Source organism: Acidovorax sp., from assembly GCF_034519795.1.
Lineage (GTDB): Bacteria > Pseudomonadota > Gammaproteobacteria > Burkholderiales > Burkholderiaceae_C > Acidovorax.
Genome location: NZ_JAXHOB010000007.1, coordinates 327,880 through 344,348 on the forward strand (window position 1 = coordinate 327,880; position 16,469 = coordinate 344,348).

Annotated in this window: 19 protein-coding genes; all 19 read left to right on the top strand. The window is 67.2% G+C overall.

The window, feature by feature from the left end; all coding sequences use genetic code 11:
* Positions 1-29: 29 nt before the first annotated feature.
* The 19 genes from U5N23_RS07755 (at position 30) to U5N23_RS07845 (ending at position 16,441) form a co-directional block, all read left to right on the top strand.
* Complete coding sequence (locus tag U5N23_RS07755; RefSeq protein ID WP_322592225.1) at positions 30-440, top strand: hypothetical protein; 411 nt, start codon at positions 30-32, stop codon at positions 438-440.
* A gap of 37 nt (positions 441-477) precedes the next feature.
* Positions 478-1,368 (top strand): Mu-like prophage major head subunit gpT family protein, encoded by an 891-nt coding sequence (locus U5N23_RS07760; protein ID WP_322592226.1) that lies wholly within the window; start codon positions 478-480, stop codon positions 1,366-1,368.
* A gap of 53 nt (positions 1,369-1,421) precedes the next feature.
* Positions 1,422-1,700, top strand: coding sequence for a hypothetical protein (locus U5N23_RS07765; protein WP_322592227.1), 279 nt, complete (start codon positions 1,422-1,424; stop codon positions 1,698-1,700).
* Between the two features lie 124 nt (positions 1,701-1,824).
* Positions 1,825-1,998 (top strand): hypothetical protein, encoded by a 174-nt coding sequence (locus U5N23_RS07770; protein WP_322592228.1) that lies wholly within the window; start codon positions 1,825-1,827, stop codon positions 1,996-1,998.
* 8 nt (positions 1,999-2,006) lie between these two features.
* Positions 2,007-2,546 carry a DUF1320 domain-containing protein gene (locus tag U5N23_RS07775; protein WP_322592229.1) on the top strand — a complete coding sequence of 180 codons (540 nt, stop codon included), beginning with the start codon at positions 2,007-2,009 and terminating at the stop codon, positions 2,544-2,546.
* A gap of 9 nt (positions 2,547-2,555) precedes the next feature.
* The gene (locus tag U5N23_RS07780) at positions 2,556-2,972 is read left to right on the top strand and encodes a hypothetical protein (protein ID WP_322592230.1); all 417 of its coding nucleotides are present in this window, start codon (positions 2,556-2,558) and stop codon (positions 2,970-2,972) included.
* Complete coding sequence (locus U5N23_RS07785) at positions 2,969-3,223, top strand: hypothetical protein (protein WP_322592231.1); 255 nt, start codon at positions 2,969-2,971, stop codon at positions 3,221-3,223. Before U5N23_RS07780 ends, U5N23_RS07785 begins: the two co-directional genes overlap by 4 nt.
* Positions 3,216-4,145, top strand: a complete 930-nt coding sequence (locus U5N23_RS07790; protein ID WP_322592232.1) for a hypothetical protein — start codon at positions 3,216-3,218, stop codon at positions 4,143-4,145. The genes U5N23_RS07785 and U5N23_RS07790 overlap by 8 nt, the downstream gene beginning before the upstream one ends.
* A 70-nt stretch (positions 4,146-4,215) precedes the next feature.
* Positions 4,216-4,668, top strand: coding sequence for a hypothetical protein (locus tag U5N23_RS07795; protein ID WP_322592233.1), 453 nt, complete (start codon positions 4,216-4,218; stop codon positions 4,666-4,668).
* Between the two features lie 35 nt (positions 4,669-4,703).
* Positions 4,704-5,027: a DUF1799 domain-containing protein gene (locus tag U5N23_RS07800; RefSeq protein WP_322592234.1), complete on the top strand. Its 324-nt coding sequence runs from the start codon at positions 4,704-4,706 to the stop codon at positions 5,025-5,027.
* A 14-nt stretch (positions 5,028-5,041) separates the two neighbouring features.
* On the top strand, positions 5,042-10,822 hold the full coding sequence (locus tag U5N23_RS07805) for a phage tail length tape measure family protein (protein ID WP_322592235.1): 5,781 nt from the start codon (positions 5,042-5,044) through the stop codon (positions 10,820-10,822).
* Positions 10,819-11,742, top strand: a complete 924-nt coding sequence (locus U5N23_RS07810; protein ID WP_322592236.1) for a hypothetical protein — start codon at positions 10,819-10,821, stop codon at positions 11,740-11,742. The genes U5N23_RS07805 and U5N23_RS07810 overlap by 4 nt, the downstream gene beginning before the upstream one ends.
* A gap of 2 nt (positions 11,743-11,744) precedes the next feature.
* Positions 11,745-12,320: a hypothetical protein gene (locus U5N23_RS07815; RefSeq protein WP_322592237.1), complete on the top strand. Its 576-nt coding sequence runs from the start codon at positions 11,745-11,747 to the stop codon at positions 12,318-12,320.
* A gap of 3 nt (positions 12,321-12,323) precedes the next feature.
* Entirely contained in the window at positions 12,324-12,632 is a 309-nt protein-coding gene (locus U5N23_RS07820; RefSeq protein WP_322592238.1) for a hypothetical protein, read from the top strand.
* Positions 12,633-12,637: 5 nt separating this feature from the next.
* A complete protein-coding gene (locus U5N23_RS07825) occupies positions 12,638-14,239 on the top strand; it encodes a hypothetical protein (RefSeq protein WP_322592239.1) in 1,602 nt (533 codons plus the stop codon).
* 10 nt (positions 14,240-14,249) lie between these two features.
* On the top strand, positions 14,250-14,777 hold the full coding sequence (locus U5N23_RS07830) for a hypothetical protein (RefSeq protein WP_322592240.1): 528 nt from the start codon (positions 14,250-14,252) through the stop codon (positions 14,775-14,777).
* Positions 14,777-15,346, top strand: a complete 570-nt coding sequence (locus U5N23_RS07835; RefSeq protein ID WP_322592241.1) for a hypothetical protein — start codon at positions 14,777-14,779, stop codon at positions 15,344-15,346. The genes U5N23_RS07830 and U5N23_RS07835 overlap by 1 nt, the downstream gene beginning before the upstream one ends.
* A 146-nt stretch (positions 15,347-15,492) precedes the next feature.
* Positions 15,493-15,729: a Com family DNA-binding transcriptional regulator gene (locus U5N23_RS07840; protein ID WP_322592242.1), complete on the top strand. Its 237-nt coding sequence runs from the start codon at positions 15,493-15,495 to the stop codon at positions 15,727-15,729.
* Positions 15,647-16,441 carry a DNA adenine methylase gene (locus U5N23_RS07845; RefSeq protein ID WP_322592243.1) on the top strand — a complete coding sequence of 265 codons (795 nt, stop codon included), beginning with the start codon at positions 15,647-15,649 and terminating at the stop codon, positions 16,439-16,441. Before U5N23_RS07840 ends, U5N23_RS07845 begins: the two co-directional genes overlap by 83 nt.
* The last annotated feature ends 28 nt before the right edge of the window (positions 16,442-16,469 follow it).

Genomic DNA, 16,469 nt, shown 5'->3' on the forward strand with positions numbered 1-16,469 from the left:
CCCCACCCCAGTCCCCAGGAGCACATCCCATGGCAGCACTCACCAAAGACCGCAACACCCTGCGCCGCGACGGCCGGCAGATGGAGCCGCCCGTCGCGGCCGCCACCGTCATCTTCGCGGGCTCCCTCGTGGCCATCAACGCGGCCGGCTATGCCGTGCCCGGCGCCACGTCCACCACCCTCAAGGCGGCAGGCGTGGCCGAGGCCCGGGCAGACAACACGGGCGGTGCCGCTGGCGCCATCCGCGTGCCGCTGCGCAAGGGCTGGCACCAGTTCGCCAACAGCGCCTCGGGTGACGCCATCACCCTGGCCGACGTGGGCGCCGATTGCTTCATCGTCGACGACCAGACCGTCGCCAAGACCAACGGCACCAACACGCGCAGCGTGGCCGGCAAGGTGGCCGACGTGGACGCCGACGGCGTCTGGGTCAACTTCGCCTGACCCGCCCGCAGCACCCCGCAACTTCCGAGAGCACGCAATGATCCTCAATGCAGCCAACCTTTCCATCCTGAACCAGGCGTTCAGCGCGGCCTTCCAGATCGGCCTGGGCGGCGCCCAGCCCATGTGGGGCCAGATCGCCACCCTGATCCCCAGCAATACGGCCGAGCAGAAGTACGCCTGGCTGGGCAAGTTCACCAAGTTCCGCGAGTGGATCGGCGAGCGCCAGTACCAGAACCTGGCCCAGCACGACTACGCGGTCAAGAACAAGACCTGGGAAAACACCGTCACGGTCAGCCGCGACGAGATCGAAGACGACCACTACGGCATCTACAAGCCCGTCATCCAGCAGCTGGGCCAGGACGCCGCCGAGCACCCCGACGAGCTGGTGTTCACCCTCCTGAAGGCCGGCTTCACCACCCCGTGCTACGACGGCCAGTACTTCTTCGACACCGACCACCCCGTGGGCCCGCCCGGCAAGCAGGTCAGCGTGAGCAACTTCCAGGGCGGTAGTGGCACGGCCTGGTACCTGTTCGACACGTCCAAGGTGCTCAAGCCCCTGATCTACCAGAAGCGCCGCGACTACGCCTTCCAGTCCAAGACCAACCTCAGCGACGAGAACGTGTTCAAGCAGAACGAGTTCATCTGGGGAGCCGATGGCCGGGGCAACGTGGGCCTGGGCCTGTGGCAACTGGGCTATGGCAGCAAGGAAGCGCTGAGCACCAGCTCCTACGCCGACGCCCGCGCCGCGCACCAGAGCCTGGTGGGCGACAACGGCAAGCCGCTGGCGATCCGCAGCACCGAGCTGTGGGTGCCGCCCAGCCTGGAGCAGGAGGCCCTGGAAGTCGTGCAGGCCGAGCGCCTGGCCAACGGCGCCACCAACGTCATGCGCAACCTTTCCAAGGTCGTCGTCTGCCCCTGGCTGATCTGACCTGACCCGACCAGGCCTGCCGCCTCATCACCACCCAACGGAGCCCATCACCCATGGCAACCACCAAGACCACCACCAAGCGCGGCCAGGCCGCCAAGGCGCCAACTGCTGCCCCCGTCACCAAACCCACGGCCGACAAGGCCCAGGGCCTCAAGGTGGTGCCCAAGCGCCCGGGCTTCCGCCGCGCCGGCTACGCCTTCGACGACCCGGCCGGCAGCGTGATCCCGCTGGACGACCTCACCGACGACCAGTACGAGGCCCTCACCACCGAGCCCGCCCTGGTCACCCACCTGGTCGACCTCGAAGAAGGCGCGGGCCAGGCGCAGGACTGAACTCCCACCAGCGACGAAGAAGGGCAACCGCCCGACCCGCCAACCTCTTTCAAGCCGGGGCTGGATAACGGGACCACTGCAGGAAAGCCCCGGCGCTTCGATCAACCCACCTCTGGATCCCGCCATGAAAAAAAAGCTCCTCGCATTCGGCCAGCAGCGCTGGCGTGATCCATCGGCCGCCGCGCGCGTCCAGGCCCCGCCGCAAGGCCGCCAGGTCCCCGGCCTGGTCGTCAGCCAGGCCGGCATGGCCCGCCTGGCGCAACGCCTGCGTGCCGCTGCCACCGCCCGTACTGCCTGAACTGCCACATGCCCTACATCACTCCCCTCGAACTGGCCGAGCGCCCCGGCGCCCAGGAGCTGTCCCAGGTCGCCAGCAGCGACGGTCAGCCCCTGGTCGACGTCGCGCTGATGGACGCCACGCTGCGCGGCACCGACCGCAGCGCGTGGACGCCCGACCAGGTCGCGGGGGCCGATGCGGCGCTGGCCCGCATCCAGGACGCCGTGGCCGAGGCCGGCGCCCTGATCGACGGCCACCTGGCCCAAGGCGGCTACGCGCTGCCGCTGGTCCTGTCGCCCAGCAGTGCCGGCAAGACCATGCTCACGGCCTGGGCCCGGGCCATCAGCCGCTACCTGCTCAACGCCAACCGCATCTCCACCGAGGGGCAAGACCCGGTGGTGCGCGACTACCGCGACGCGCTGCGCCTGCTCGGCCAGGTCGCCCAGGGCAAGCTCAAGCTGGGCGCCGAGGACCCGTCCACCAGTGCCGGCGCTGGCAGCAGCACCGACGTGCGCTTTGACGGCGCCCCCAACGTTTTCGGCCGCAGCGAGCTGCGCGCCTTCCGCTGATCGCCCGCCATGGACGTCCAGCCCTTCCTCGACCGCCTCAAGGCCGAGAGCACCGCCTTCCGGCTGCTCGACTCGGCTGCGGGCCTGGAGCAGGCGATGCAGGAGTTCCGGGGCACCACGCCGGCCGCCTTCGTCGTGCCCATGTCCGAGCGCGGCGCCGAGATGCGCCATACGGGCGACGTCGACCAGGAGCTGCTGCAGGTCTTCGCCGTGATCCAGGTGGTCCAGCCCAGGCCCGCGCCAGGCGTCCCCGGCCTGGTCGAGTGCCGCCGCCAGACGCGCGCGGCCCTGGTGGGCTGGGAGCCCGAGGAGGAGCTGGGCGAGCCCGTGCTGTTCCTCGGCGGCGAGCTGGTCGACCTCAAGCCCGGCCAGCTGTGGTGGGCTGATGAGTTTTTTGTGAAGAGCTACTACAGGAGCACCCCGTGAGCAAAACCAATGGCAAGCAAACACCTGCGGCCACCACCTCCACCCACCCGGACGGGGCGCAGACCAGCACCGCAGCTGCCGCCCCTGCCGACAACGCCCGAGCCGTGGTTCAGTCCGCGCCGGCCAGCCAGGCCACCAAAGCGCCCGACCAGCACCACGGTCGCGGCGGCGCCTACACCCGCGTCAACGGTGTGCGCGTCCCCGTGACGGACGCCGGCACCACCACCGAAGGAGAAACCAGCAATGCCTGATCCAGTCATCCGCCTGCGCAAGATGGCCATCCTGGCCGCCATCGAGACCGTCAAGGGCACCTTCGTCGTGCCGGTGGCGGCCGATGCCCTCGAAGTCAGCAACGTCACCATCACGCCCATCGAGGGCGAAGAGGTGGACTACGACATCGTGCGCGCGCACTTTGGCAGCACCGAGTCCGTGCTGGTCACCCAGTACCGCAAGATGGCCTTCCGCGTGGGCTTTGCGGGCGTGGGCACGGCCGGCGAGATCCCGGGCTACTCCAAGCTGCTGCGCGGCTGCGCCATGAGCGTGACCAACACGGTGGGCGCCGACACCGTGTTCGAGCCCGTCGACGACGCCATCGAGAGCATGTCCATCTATGCGGTGATCGACCGCAACGTCTACAAGATGCCCGGCGCAGCAGGCACCTGCAAGATCGAAGGCTCGGCCAAGCAACTGCCCTGGATGAACTTCGAGTTCACCGGCGCCTTCGTGCCGGTGGAGACCGTGGGCGCCATGCCGGCGACGACGACCACCGAGTTCCAGCTCCCGCTGGGCGTGAACAAGGCCAACACCCGCGTCAGGCTCGATGGTTCGTACTGGGCATGCAACGCCTTCACGGTCGATTTGGGCAACGTGGTGGTCAAGCAAGACCTGACCGAGGTCGACGAGACCGAGATCACCGACCGCAAGGCCGTGGGCTCCATCACCATCCGCGACACCCTGTCCAGCACCAAGGACTGGATCGGCATGGTCAACCAGACCGTGCCCTTCGAGCTGGTCCACGGCCTGGCCGCCACCAACACCGTCAAGGTCGAGGCGCCCCTGGCCCAGATCGGCAAGCCCACCTTCGGCGAGGCCGATGGCATCCAGATGGTCACGCTGCCGCTGCGCTTCATCCCGAGCGACGCCGGCAACGACGAACTCGTCATCACCGTCTGACCACGAGGCGGCCCCGGCCGCCTTGTTCTTTCACCCCCTGCAAACCCGTTTCAAGAGGAGCACGCTTTTCATGTCCGTCGTCATCAACCCGCATCCCGCCTTCTGGGCCCCCGGCCACCTGGTGATCCCTGATCAGCCCGACAAGCCATTCGTCTTCAAGTACAAGGCGCGCTTTCGGCACCTGAGCGAGGCCGAGCAGAAAGACCTGGACGACAAGATGGCGCTGAACCAGGAACGCCAGCGGGCCCACTTTCAGGCCATCCTCAAGCGCGAACCCGTGCCCAAGTTCGAGGCCGCGATCACCGACAAGGAAATCGCCGCGCTGGTGCTGGTGGACTGGGAAGGCTTCACCGACGCCGAGAAAAAGCCCGTGCCCTATACCCCGGCCGCCCGCGACCAGGCCTGCGCCGATACCCCGGGCCTCGACTCCTCCTTCTGCCGCGCCTACCTCGAAGCCCGCAACCCGTCGCAGGTGCTCAAGGACGCGGAAAAAAACTCCGAGGCGCTGCCCGCCACCACCTGACGGCCGGCAGCAGGCGCCAGGCCAGCAGCGAAGAGATGGAGGCCGATTTCGCGCTGCTGGGGGTGGACCCCGAAGGGGCCCGCCTGGCGGCCGGCGCCAGTGCCACCAGCGGCGAGAACGAGAGCGGTGATTTCGAGCTGTGGCCCGAGCACCAGCAGGCCTGGGAAGTGTTCCTCGATTGCGGCCGCCAGTGGCGCGTGATCGCCGGGATGGGCGGCGTGTACTTCCAGGGGCTGGAGGCCACGGCCGTGGAGTCGAGCTTTCGCATCCAGGGCGTGCCCCGCAAGGACTGGAAGCGCGTGCGCTCCCAGCTCATGGTGCTGGAAGACGAAGCGGCAGAGATCCTCAACGAACGATGAAACGATAGGGCGGCATGTCAGAAGTCAAGGTTGTTCTGCGGCTGGAAAACGGCCAGTACGTGGCCGATCTCAAGGCCACCGGCGCCGAGCACCAGGCATTCAGCGCCCAGGTCGCGGGCAGCTCGTCGACCGCCTCGGCCAGCCTGGGCAAAGTCACCAGCGAGCTGCAGGCGGTAGGCGCCGCGTCCACCAACGCCAGCGCCGCAGCCGCAGCGCTCGACCAGGCCAGCCAAGCCGCCACCACGGCAGGCGCGGCCGTCAGCGCCATCCCGCGCCAGTTGCAGGGCGTCGCAGCTCAGTTCACCAGCGCACAGGGCGGCCTGGCCGGTGTGTCGCGCCAGGCGGGCGTCACCCAGGTCAGCCTCACGGGTGCCACCACCGCCGCCCAGGGCCTGGGCACCACCCTTCGGACCACTGGCACCCAGGCCACCACAGCCGGCAATGAAACGACCGCAGCGGCAGACCGTGCTGCTGCCGCGCTGCGCCGGACCGAACAGGCGGCGCGCAGCGCAGGCGTGTCGTCAGCGCAGACGGCGGCCGCCTTGCGCAACGTGCCGGCGCAGATCACCGACATCGTGGTCAGCCTGCAGGCCGGCATGAACCCGATGACCGTGGCCCTGCAGCAGGGCGGGCAGCTCAAGGACATGTTCGGCGGCATCGTGCCGGCAGCGCGGGCCTTGAGCGCCTCGCTGCTGGGCATGGTCAACCCCTACACCGTGGCCGCAGCCGGCGCGGCCACCCTGGCCGCTGGCTACTACCTGGGCTCCAAGGAGGCCGACAACTACCGCCAGGCCATCGTCATGTCTGGCAACGCAGCCGGCACCACGGTGGGCCAGATGGCCGACATGGCCAGGGCCATCGCCACGACGACGGGCACCCAGTCGGCCGCTGCCGGCGCGCTCGCCGAGATGGCCTCCATGGGCCGCGTCTCGGGCGACAACCTGCAGTACTTCACCGAGGTGGCGCTCGGTCTGGAGAAGTATGCGGGCGTGCCCATCAAGAACACGGTCAACGCCCTGGAAGAGCTGGGCAAGGCGCCCCTGCAGGCCAGCCTCAAGCTCAATGAGCAGTACCGCTACCTCACCGAGTCGGTCTACGAGCAGATCAAGGCCCTGGACGAACAAGGGCGCAAGGAAGATGCCGCCGCTCTGGCCCAGAAGTCCTTCGCCAGCGCCATGGAGTCGCGCAAGAACGAGCTGGTCGCCAACCTGGGCAGCATCGAGCGCGGGTGGCTGGCAGTCAGCGGAGCCGCGAAAAAGGGCTGGGATGCCATCCTGAACGTGGGCCGGGCCGAGACTGCGCAGCAACAGCTCGATGCCACCACCGCCAAGATCGCCAAACTCAGGGCAGAAATTGGCGATGACCCCCGGCCTGCGGTTTCGGAGACCGAAGGCAAGGCAGCCATCATGGCCGGCGCCAACCTGACCAAGGCGCGCCGCCAGGCTGAACTGTCCATGCTCGAAAAGCAGGAAGTTGCCCTGCGCAAGACCCTTGAGCTGGAAAAGCAAGGGGCCGAGACAGAAGCAAAGGCCGCCAAGCAGACTGAAGCCCGCGTTGCCTGGGACAAGGTCCTTGAAGCCAACCGCACGAAGGAAAAGCGTGACGAGCTGGAGATTCTGAAGATCCGCGAAGCGGGCAAAGCCTACAAGGTTGACCCTGCCGTCATTCAAGACCAGGTCAACGCCTACAAGGCCCGCACCGCCGACAAGGGCGCCGGCACCGGCACCGCAAGCGCGGCCCTGGCCCGCGAGATCGGCGAGCTGGAGAAGCTGCAGGCAGAAGCCACCGGCATCGCTGCGCGGGCGCAAGCCCAGTTGGAGGCCCAGCACAAGGCCGGCCTGGTCAGCGAAGCGGCCTACTACGTGCAAAAGCGCGACCTGGCCCTGCAGGCGAACGCCGACCAGCAGGCCATTGTGGAGCTGGAGCTGGAGGCGGTGGAGTCCTCCAAGGGCTCGGCGGCCGAGAAGGCCCGCGCCCGGGCGCAGTACGGCAAGCAGCTGGCCACGCTTGTGGGCCAGGAGCTGGCGATCCAGACTACCTATGAGGACCAGGTGCTGCAGCTGGAGGCGAACATGGCCGCCCAGCGCATCGAGCTGCGCCGCAAGGAATCCGCCGGCATCGAGCAATGGATGGCAGAGCAGCAGGCCGCCCAGCGCGAAAACCTTTCGAGCATTGAGGAGCGCATCGTCTCGCTCGCCGATGAGGAGAAGGCCGCCGACCTGGCCGCCGCCAAGAACATCAGCCTGGCCGAGGCCATCGAGCTGGTCACCATCGCCCGCCTCGAAGAGCAGCGCAACGCCAAGTTCTATGAAGGCAGCGAGGGCTACGACGCCGCCACCCGCGAGATCGAGGCCCGCCGCCGCCTGGCCGCGCAGATCGGCAGCAGGGAAACCAAGGAGGCTGCGCGCAAGGCCGGCGATGAGGCCCTGAAGGAGCTGGACCGCGCGGCCGACCACTACACCCAGGGCCTGGTGAATGCCGCGATGCAAGGCGGTGACAGCCTGGAGCGGTACATCACCGACATGCTCAAGCGCCGGGCGTTCGAGGTCGTGCTGCAGCCGGTGATGGGCGCCCTGGGCGGCCTGATGGCGACCGTGATGGGCGGGGGCGGCGGTGGTGCAGGCGGTGCCGCTGGAGGTGGCTCAAACCTGTTTGGCATGGCCTCCAATGCCTACAGCCTCTACAACGGCGCGAGCAGCGCATTTACCGTAGGCTCGCAGTGGCTTGGCGGGACCATGTCGGGTGCAAACGCCATGGGCACGTTGTACGCCAACGCGACGGGCGGTGGCCTGGACGCGCTGCTGGCCACAAATGGCGCGTACGGAACTGCCGGTGGCGGCGCGGCCGCTGGCGGCGGCATGTCCGCCATGGCGGGGGCCGGTGTTTTCACGGCCATAGCGCTTGCCGTGATCAATGCGTTCGGTGGCATGCGCACCGAGACCATTGTGGGCAGCGGTTTGGCGGGCACGCTTGGCGGCCCTGACAGCCTCACCCCATGGGAAGAATGGCGTGAAGGCGGCACGCTGATCAGCGGGCCGGAGTTTTCCACCGGCAACCCGCTGGCGGTCCTGAAGCACCAGCGCGAAGAGCTGCAGCGCCTGCGCGACAGCGGCCAGGGGGACAGCAACTACGCGGTCGGACTCCAGGCCAGCGTCACCAACCTGGAAAAGGTCACCGCTGGCCTGGAGACCAGCACCGCTATCTGGAACCGTGAGATCCAGAAGGGCTTCGGCGCGTACCGCTCGAACGTGGTCGACATGGCCAACAGCCTGGGCCTGGCCGGCGACAGCCTGGAGAACTTCGTCCACACATTGGGCGCCCAGGACCTGAACTTTCAGGGCCTCAAGCCGGAAGAAATCCAGGCCAAGATACAGGAAACCTTCGGCGAGGCCGGCACGGCGATGGTGCAAGGCATCATGGGTCACTGGCGCGAGGTGACAGACACCATCGTCAACACCTGGGTGGACACCACGAACTCCGAGAATCCGGTGTTCGCGACAGAGACCACGACGAACACGCGCTTGGAATATGTCGCCAGCGTGCACGCCAAGGTCGGCGAGACTGCGATCCAGACCTTGGAGCGCCTGTCCACCAGCTTCGGCGCGCTCAACAATGCCAGTAGCGCGCTTGGCTTCGGGATCCATCAAGGCAGCTTGGCGGTGGCCGCGTTCGCCGACAACTTCATCGAGCAATTCGGGGGGCTGGAGCGCCTCACCAACAGCACCAACGCGTTTTTCCAGAACTTCTACACCGACGAAGAGCAGCGCCAGGAACTCGCGCGGCGCGGCGAGCGTGAGGCCGAGCGCCTGGGACTCAAAGGGGTTACAGCAGAAGGCATCCTGCAACTCGCCGCCACCGGCAACAAAGAGGCGGTGAAGGATGCGGTCAACTCACTGAAGGACAACCCGGCGCTGTACGCCGATGCGATGGACCTCGTGAATGGGCTGGTCCCCCTGTTCAATTCTGCGCCCACCCCGGCACCCACGGTGCCCACGACCTCGGACGGCCAGCGCGAGGCCGAGGCAGAGGCCAAGCGCATTGCCGACCAGCGCAAGTCCCTGCAGGATCAGCTCGACGAGCTGACCATGACCCGCATCGAGCTGCTGGAAAAAGAGCGCAACGCCATCGACGCCAGCAACCGCTCGCTGTGGGACCAGGTCCAGGCGGCCCAGACGCGCAAGGCCATCCAGGATGAGATGCCCGCGCTGCTCGACAAGTACCGCACCCCCGAGCAGCGCACGGCCGCGCAGTACGACACCATCAGCGCCGACCTGGCCGCCGCCGGCATCAACGTGACCGGGGAGCAACTGGCCGCAGGCGCCAAGCAAGGGATCGCGGAGTTCGCCATGGCGATATCTGCCCTGGGCACCACCTCCGACGAGACGCGCCTGGCCGTGATGCGCGCCGCCAGCAGCCTGGCCGACCTCAAGCAGGCGGCGGTCGACAGCGCCAGCGCGGCGGCCGACACCGCCCTGAACTACCTGGGCCGGGCCATCGAAGCGCAGAAAGAGGCCATCAGCTCGGCCGCCAACACCCGCATTGACGCCCTGCAAAAGGAGGCCGAGGCCCAGAAAAAGGCCGAGCAGGCAGCGACCGAGGCGCTGGCATCGGTTGCCCAGATCACCGAGTCCCTGACCCGGGCGGTGCGCAACCTGCGCGGCCAGGTGGAGAGCACCACCCTGCAGGACCTGGCACAGGCCCGCCGCTTCGTGCAGGACTCCGTCGCCGCAGCACTGACCACCGGCGCGCTGCCCGATGCCGACGAACTCGACAAGGCCATCGCATCGGTCACCGCCGACAACAAGCAGCGCTACGCCTCTGCGGTGGACTGGGAGATCGCCCAGCTCGACCAGGCCAACCAGCTGGCCCAGCTGGAGCAGCTCGGCGCCCGCCAGAAAACCGTGGCCGAGCAGCACCTGCAGGCGACCCAGGACCAGGCCCGGCTGCTCGAAGAGGAGATCACCACCATCCAGGAGGGCACAGAGAAGTCCCTCAAGGCGCTGGACGACCAGCTCAAGAACGCCCAGGAGCAGCTGGAGCTGGCCAAGGGCATGGATGCGTCCTTGAAGAACATCGACGCGGCCACGGCCAACTTTGCGGCGGCCCTGGCCGCGCTCGCCTCGGCGAATGCCGCCAACAGCTACCGCCCGGGCGGCGCCACCACCACGCCAGGCGGCGCGCCCCAACCCAACGCCCCGCGCGTGGTGCTGGACGGCCCCAATGGGGCCCAGTACGACAGCAGCAGCGGCATCTTCTACGCCGGCAGCACGGGCTTGCCCTACCAGGCTTCGGCCCTGGGCGCTGCGGCCGTGGACATGGTCAACGCCGGCCAGGCCAAGGACCTGTACGACATCGCCCAGGCCAATGGCATCACCGCCGCCATGCTGGCCGAGTGGACGGGCAGCAGCGCCACCAGCATCAATGACTGGGCCAAAGCGAATGGCCTGCCGTCGTTCGACGTCGGGACGCCCTATGTCCCACGGGACATGATCGCCCTGATCCATGAGGGCGAGGAGATCAGGCCCAAGCGCTACAACCCCAACGCCAACCCCGGCATGTGGACGGGGGCACAAGCCATCAGCGCGCGCCTGCAGCGCTCGGGCGAGCGCGCCGGGGGCGAGGCGGCCGTGTCCTCGGTCATCACCACCCTCGGGCGCAGCGTCGAGCAGCTCGGCGCCGGCATTGAGCGCCTGGCCGACACCAGCGTGCAGATCCGCGATGCCTCCAAACGCAGCCGGGACGTGCTTGAAGCAGTAGCCCGGGGCGATCTGACCCTTTCGGTGACCCCATCATGATGCGCGTCCTCCCATCCCTCACCGTGACGCCCGCCATGCTGCTGTCCACCACCGTGGCCGTGGAGGACCCATCGCCCGTATGGGCAGCCGCCACGGCCTGGCTCAAGGATGACCTGTGCCACAGGGTGGAAACCCACCTGGTCTATCGCCGCATCACTGCCGGCACCACGGCCACCGCCCCCGAGTTGGACGCGGACAACTGGAAAGCCATCCGCCCCACCAACAAATGGGCCATGTTCGACCACCTGAGGTCCACGCAGACCACGGTGTCGGGCGGCCCCCTCACCGTGGTTGTGCAGCCCGGGCAGCGCGCCGACAGCCTGGGCCTGCTCAACCTGGTGGGCTCCCGGGCCCTGATCCAGGTGCACCAGGGTGACACCCTGATCACCGAGCGTGAGCAGAGCCTGATCCAGCACAGCGCCCAGAACTGGTACGAGTACTTCACCGGCGACCCCGAGCAACGGCCCAGCCTGGTCCTGTGGGACCTGCCGCCATTCCGGGACGCCAAGATCACGGTAACCATCGAGCCCGCCTCGGGCGTGGCCTCGTGCGGCCGGCTGTCCGTGGGCATGGGCGTGCAAGTTGGCGAGGTCGAATGGGAGCCAGAGAACGACGCCTTGAACTTCTCGCGCATCGAGCGCGAGTTCGACGGCACCTTGACACCCGACGTGACGCTGATCGCCCGCCGCTCGGTGCCCAAGGCCAACCTGCGCGTGCGGATCGACGCGGGCAACGTGCCCCGCATGCTGAAGCTGCGCGAGCAACTCAATGCCGTGCCGGCGCTCTGGGCCGGGTGGACCCGCTACCCGAACAGCCCCTATGCCGAGGCGTTCCTCCTCTACGGCATCTACCGCCGCTTCCCCATCCGGCCCAGCAACAAGCTGTACGCCGCTGCCGACCTTGAAATCGAGGAAATGTGACCATGCCAGGACTCTCAGACCTGATCGCTCCCGTCGCGCCCACTGCGCTGCCGGCGTTCTCCACGCCCCCGAGCCTCACCAACCCGGTGAACTTCGCCGAACGCGCCGACACGCACGTGGCCGAGGTGGTGGCCCAGGTGCCCCTGCTCAACGCCGAGAACGCCAAGGTCAACCAAAACGCCAACGCCGCCTATGTGGCGGCCCAGGTCGCGGTGCCTGCGGCCGAGACGGCCCTGGCGGCGCGAGACCAAGCCCAGGGCTACGCGCTGATTGCGATCAACGCGCCGGGCACCTCTGCCACCAGCACCACGCCCTTGACCATTGAGGGAGAAGGCGCTGAGCCTGGCTTTTTCATCCAGACGGGCAAGGACTTCGCCCCCGGCTCGTACGTCACCTTGGCCTGCGCCGACAACGTGATGCATGGCCTGTTGCTCTCCTACAGCAAGGTAACCGGCGAGGCCCAGATGCTGGTGCTGGGCTCGCGCGGCGCCGGCACCTACAGCGCGTGGACGCTGGCCCTCAGTGGCCCGCCTGACAACACCCCCCGCAAACGCCTTTATTACTTCGCAGGAGCCTGACCTATGGCAATCGGAAAACTGGGCGCGGCCGACCTGGCCGCCAACGTCAACACCACCGTCTATAACCCGGCCGCCGTCGCCGGCACGGTCACCTTGAGCCTGTGCAACCGCAACGCGGTGGGTGTCGCGGTGCGTGTGGCGCTCGCGGCGGCCGCCGCCCCCACATCGGCCGAGTGGATCGAGTTCGACGTGTTCTTGCCGCCATCTGGCGTGCTGGAGCGCTCGGCCATAGTGGTCGGGCCTGGTCAGTATCTGGTTGCCCGGGCGAGTGCCTCGGGCGTTTCTGCGGTTGCATTTGGATTTGAGGACTGACGATCATGGGACGCCACATCACACAAGGCATCGACGCGGTCGACCAGCCCATCACCGCCACTGCACAGGGCCCCATTGCCGCCAACGATCTGGTCAAGATCGACATGGGTGGCTGGGTACAGAAGGTCATGGAGGCATACCCTGTCAGCGCTCAAAATTCGGCAACAGGACCCACGGCGGCTATGGGCACTGCGGCACTCGGCAGCAACTACGGTTACGGTGGCGCAAACTACCTGCTGGGCATCAAAACTGCTCAAGCACTACCGGATGGCGGGTATGCCTTGGTGTACCCCGGCAATGGCACCACGAGCAGCACAGGCGCAAATCTGACGCTGTACGGCCCCAACGGTGTTGCGCGGCAGACGGTAGTTCTCAGTGCGAGCACGACTATCCGCACGATGCGCGTTGTTCGGGCAGGCACAGACAACCTGCTGGTGACCTGGACCGAAAGCACCGATCTCCGAATCGCGGTTGTCAACTACACCACGGGCGCTGTGGTCTTGGCCTCCACCAGCGTGGGCACCTCCGTGCAAGACGAGAAAGGCCAGAGCCTTGCAACCCTGGCGAATGGCGAAGTCGTGCTGGCCTACGACAGCGGCGGCAACATGGTGTTCAAGCGCTTCAATGCGTCTGGTGTGCTGCAGGGCGTGGAGACGCAGGCAGAGGCTACGCAGACGCCGAAGTTCATCACCGTGCTGCCCCTGGCCGCTGGCGGCTTCATCATCCGTTGGGCCAAGACCACCGCGACCCAGGGCAACCGGATGGCCCGCTTCAACGCAGCGGGCGTGCTGCAGGGCGCGGTAGTGGGTATCAGCAGTGGTGCGGATGCCTACGACGGGGCCGGCACTACCTACTACGCTGGGGCCATGGAGGGCAAACTGATCGAGCTTGCCAACGGCAACATCGTCTCGACTGATATTTCTTCCGCTACTGCACAAGGCTTCAAGGTCTATGACTCCACTCTGACCCTGCTGCTTACGGTGAGCACCGGCACAGGTATCGCCACGAATCAGGACAACATTCAGCTGACGGCGAAGTACGGCGGCGGCTTCTATCTCTGCGGGATCGGTGCAGTCGGTGCCACCGCCTACTACCTTCGGGAGTACAACAACGCTGGCCAATTGCTGCGCGTGAGCACTCAGGGTTTTTCATCCGGCACGCGCATCATTGACCGTCCTGGGAATGGACCTGTTGTGGCAACTACCAGCTTCATCCCTGGTACTCCAAGCTCCTCCATGACCATGTACTCGCTGCAGGCGAACCTGGTGATCGAACCCGGATCACTGGTGATTTTCAACCTGGGTAGCAACGCGATTTCGTCCTACTGGCTAGAGCCGCTGGCCTCGGGTCTGATTCTCTCAACCTGGTGTGTGTCCTCCACTGTGGGCCAGTATCACCACCTTGCATTCCCAGGAGGCGCCTCTGTCTTGGGTGTAGCCCAGAATGCCGTAGCGCTGGGCCAGCAGGTCAAGGTAGCCACTGCAGGCAAGCTGACCATGAATCAGACACTGACCTCGCCTGCCTTCGACCGTCGTGCCTCGACCCCGCCAGGGACCAAGGGCATGACGCTGGGCAATAACGCAGTGCTCAACGGCATCAACGGTTGAGGTGCGATCTATGTGGACCCTCAAGAATGATCAAGGCGAGGTGATGGCGCAGGGCACCGGGGCCTGCACCTACAGTCCAGAGCGCCGGGGGTGGGTCAGCGGTGACCTGCTCTACGGCGACCCTCACAGCACCTGGACCTACGACGACTGGCCGGCAGAGATCGCGGTGGCCATTGCGCGCATCGATGCCGACGTCGACGCGATCTATGGCTCTGCCATCGGCCTGCGCCAGGCCGAGTACGAGATGGCCGAGCGCCAGGCGAAGGCCTTTGCCGATGCCGCCTATGAAGGGCCAGTGCCAGGCATGGTGCAGAGCTGGGCGGCGGCCAAGGGCTGGACCGCCCAGGTGGCGGCCGACGACGTACTGCAGCAGGCCGCCATCTGGCGCGGCGCACAGGAGACCATCCGCGCGCAACGTCTGCTGCGCAAGGAACAAGCCCGCGCTGCCCTGGGCCCAGCCGGCCTGGCCGCTGTGATGGCCACCTGGGCGGGTTTTGTCGCCGCTGTGCGTTCACAGCTCGGCGTGGGAGGCGCGTGATGCTGCTCGCTTCGTACAAGTCCACCAGGCCCGGCCTGCAGGGCATCGCCAACCGCATCATCCGCTGGCGCCTCGCCGGCATCTACAGCCACAACGAAGTGGTGTTCGAGCCCGGGGACGGGGTAGACCACCTCATGCCCGACGGCACCTGCCAGCCCGACGCCTCGGGAGCCCTGTGGTGCGCCAGCAGCGTGGCCGCCGAGCGCCTGCCGGCACACTCTCCACGCCGGGCCGGCCGCAAGGGCGGCGTGCGCTTCAAGCGCATCGCGCTCGATCCGGCCCACTGGGATGTCGTTCGCTACCACCGCGACCCGCTCGCGGCCGCCGAGCACGTCAAGCGCCTGGAAGGCTCGCTCTACGACTGGCAGCTGATCCTGGGGTTCGTGGCCTGGGTGATCCCCCAGAAGGCATCCCGCAGCACATGCTCCGAGCTGTGCGCCGAGGCGGGCGGCCAGCGCGAAGGCTGGCGCGTGGACCCCTGCACCCTGCACGAGTCAGCAGCCGCAGAAGACCGCTACCGCAGCTCGTTGCAATGGCTGGCGGCCGCAGGGGAGGACATCCCCTACTGAAAAAAGACGGGCGACCCGTGCTGGTGCGCTAACACCAGCCCGAGCCCCCAACCTGCAGAGATACCCTGCAAGCCCGGCAAGGCCCGCCACCCTGATCAGAGTGCGGCGAGTCTACCGGACGTTTCAACCGTAGAAACTGGCTTGCAATGACTGAAATAAGGTGCGGCGCCTGCCGCAAGAAGCTCGGCGAGGGCGAATACACCGTCCTCATCATCAAATGCCCCCGCTGCGGGGCCGTCAACACCCTGAGGGCCATGAGCCCCCCATCCGAGCGCCACAGAGCGCCAAACGGACCCTCTCATGGCCCCCAGTCCCATCATTCCCTGGATCGGCGGCAAACGCCGCCTGGCCGAGCTGCTGCTCAGCCGCTTCCCCGCCCATAGCTGCTACGTCGAGGTCTTCGCCGGTGGCGCGGCCGTGTTCTTCACCCGGCACCCTGCCGAGGTCGAGGTGCTCAACGACGTCAACGGCGACCTGGTCAACCTCTACCGCGTCGTCACCCACCACCTGGAGGAGTTCGTCCGCCAGTTCAAATGGGCCCTCTCCAGCCGCCAGATCTTCAAATGGATGCAGGAGACCCGCCCCGAGACCCTCACCGACGTCCAGCGCGCGGCCAGGTTCTTCTACCTCCAGCAGGAGAGCTTCGGCGGCCGCGTCTCCGGCCAGACCTGGGGCACCGCCACCACGGCCCCCAGCATCAACCTGCTGCGCATCGAAGAGAACCTCAGCGCCGCCCACCTGCGCCTGGCCAACGGCGTCTACATCGAGCAGCTCGACTGGGCCGCCTGCGTCGACCGCTACGACCGCCCCCACACCCTGTTTTACCTCGACCCCCCGTACTGGGAAACCGAGGGCTATGGCGTGCCGTTCCCTTGGGCCCAGTACGAACTGATGGCCGCCAAGCTCAAAGCAATCAAAGGCAAGGCCGTGATCAGCATCAATGACCACCCAGCCATCCGCCAGTGCTTCGCCGCCTACGAGATGGAGGAGCTGCGCATCGACTACACCGTGGGCGGCGGCGCCAACCGGGTTGAGCGAGGCGAGCTGGTCATATACAGTTGGGACCGACAGGCAGAACCGGCTGGACTCTTCTAGCCAGGCCACGAATTAGGGGGTGACAGTG